Source organism: Myroides sp. LJL115, assembly GCF_054871665.1.
Genome location: NZ_JBTXLS010000091.1, coordinates 1 through 2,023, shown reverse-complemented (window position 1 = coordinate 2,023; position 2,023 = coordinate 1). Strand labels below are relative to the sequence as shown.

Below are 2,023 nucleotides of genomic sequence, written 5' to 3'. Positions count from 1 at the left end.
AGTAAATAGTGCTACTCTAAGCTTTACACATGAACCTGGAGCACTCATAGAAGTAGATTTTGCAGGTGATAAACTTTGTTATATCGACAAACAAACGGGAGAAATAAAATACTGTCCTGTGCTAGTTATGATACTTCCTTTTAGTGGGTTATCCTATGTTGAGGCACTAGAGAACTCTACAGTTCCACAGATAATCAAAGCATTAAACAATGGTTTAACTAGCTTTAAAGGTACTTCTAAATCCATTATATCAGATAATATGAAGCAATGGGTAAAGAAGATAAACCGTTACGAGCCTGTGTTCAATGAAACCATTACTCAATGGGCTACTCATTATAAAATCAACCTATTAAGTACAAGACCCTATGAACCTACTGATAAAGGATCAGTAGAGAATATGGTTAAAATGACCTATCGAAGAGTCTATGCAAAACTACGAAAAGAAGAGTTTTACTCTCTAAGATCTCTAAATATAGCAATACTTAAAAAGCTAGAAGAACACCATTGCCAGAATTTTCAAAAGAAAACCTTTAGTCGTAGAGAATTATTCGAGCAAGAAGAAATAATACACTTACAAAAACTGCCTTCAACTCCCTTTATCCCAAAGAATTATACCAAAGCCAAAGTCCAAAAAAATTACCATGTAGTAGTTGGAGAAGACTGGCACTATTACAGTGTCCCTTATAGATTTATAGGTAAGGAAGTTAGAATACAATACTGTACAGATGATGTAGAAATCTATTACGGAAATGAGAGAATCGCAACTCACAAAAGGAACTTTCAAAAAAATAAATTTACTACAGATACTTCTCATTGTCCTAAGAACCATCAAGCTTATTTAGAAAGCATGATATGGAACGCTAATGATTATCTAAAAGAAGCTTCTAAGTATGGACCGAACACCGTATTGTTCTTCCAAAAGGTACTAGACAGCAAACCTAATATAGATCATACGTATCAAAGCTGTTTAGGTCTACAACGTTTAGCTAAAGCGAATCCTGACCGTATTGAAAAGGCATGTACACGAGCATTATTAGGTGTGCGCTACAATTATATGGTTATAAAGAATATTCTAGAAAATAACATGGATATGCTTCCAGAGAATACCAATGATCTTGAATACGAAATTGTTATCCCAAACACCAATATAAGAGGACCAGAAGAATATAAATAAACCAAAAATACAATTGAAATCATGGACACAGAAAAAACAGTAGAACAACTAAAAGATTTACGTCTTATAGCAATGGCTAATCGTTACCAAGCAGCTTGTCAATTACCTATTCACGAACAGCAGAACATGCATGAATTATTAGCAAATATGGTTCAAGCAGAGCTTGAGTTTAGACAAGAGACTAAAACGAAAAGACTACTTAAGGCTAGTAAATTAAGATACAATGCTTTACCTGAGCAGGTCATCTGTAATAACGAACGTGGCATCACAAGAGAACAGGTGCTACGTCTGTCTGATAGCCTTTTTCTGGAAAAGGCAGAGAATATACTAATCACAGGTGCAACTGGTTGTGGAAAAAGCTTCTTAGCTTGTGCTATAGGTAGATCAGCATGCTTACTAGGATACAAAACAGTCTACTTTAGCATGAATAAATTTATGGAAAGTATAGCACAGTCAAGATTGGATGGTACCTACTTGAAATGGGTAAAATATATCTCTAATCAAGATCTAATTATCTTGGATGATTTTGGTTTAAAACCCTTAACGCCTGATGCTAGATTAACATTATTAGAAATATTAGAAGATCGATATAGTAAGGGGTCTACAATTTTAACTTCCCAGTTACCAATAGAAAGTTGGCACGAGTTCATAAATCATCCTGTACTTGCTGATGCAATACTTGACAGACTGACAGCTTCTGCTCACCGAATACCATTAAAAGGAAAATCACTAAGATCAAGAAAAAATTATTAACTTTACTTAAATCAGTGAAGTACGGAGAGTTTTAAGGTCAGTTGTTTTAACTGGTGCACTTTCCGGATTGCTGGTGCGCTTTCGTCGGAATGTCCA

Annotated in this window: 2 protein-coding genes; both read left to right on the top strand. The window is 34.9% G+C overall.

What is annotated here, in order from left to right:
• On the top strand, window positions 1-1,174 hold a 1,174-nt coding region (locus ACYSNX_RS13030; RefSeq protein ID WP_461755086.1), incomplete at its 5' end, for a Mu transposase domain-containing protein.
• Between the two features lie 21 nt (window positions 1,175-1,195).
• Window positions 1,196-1,927: an IS21-like element helper ATPase IstB gene (gene istB / locus ACYSNX_RS13025; RefSeq protein ID WP_461755085.1), complete on the top strand. Its 732-nt coding sequence runs from the start codon at window positions 1,196-1,198 to the stop codon at window positions 1,925-1,927.
• Window positions 1,928-2,023: the final 96 nt, after the last annotated feature.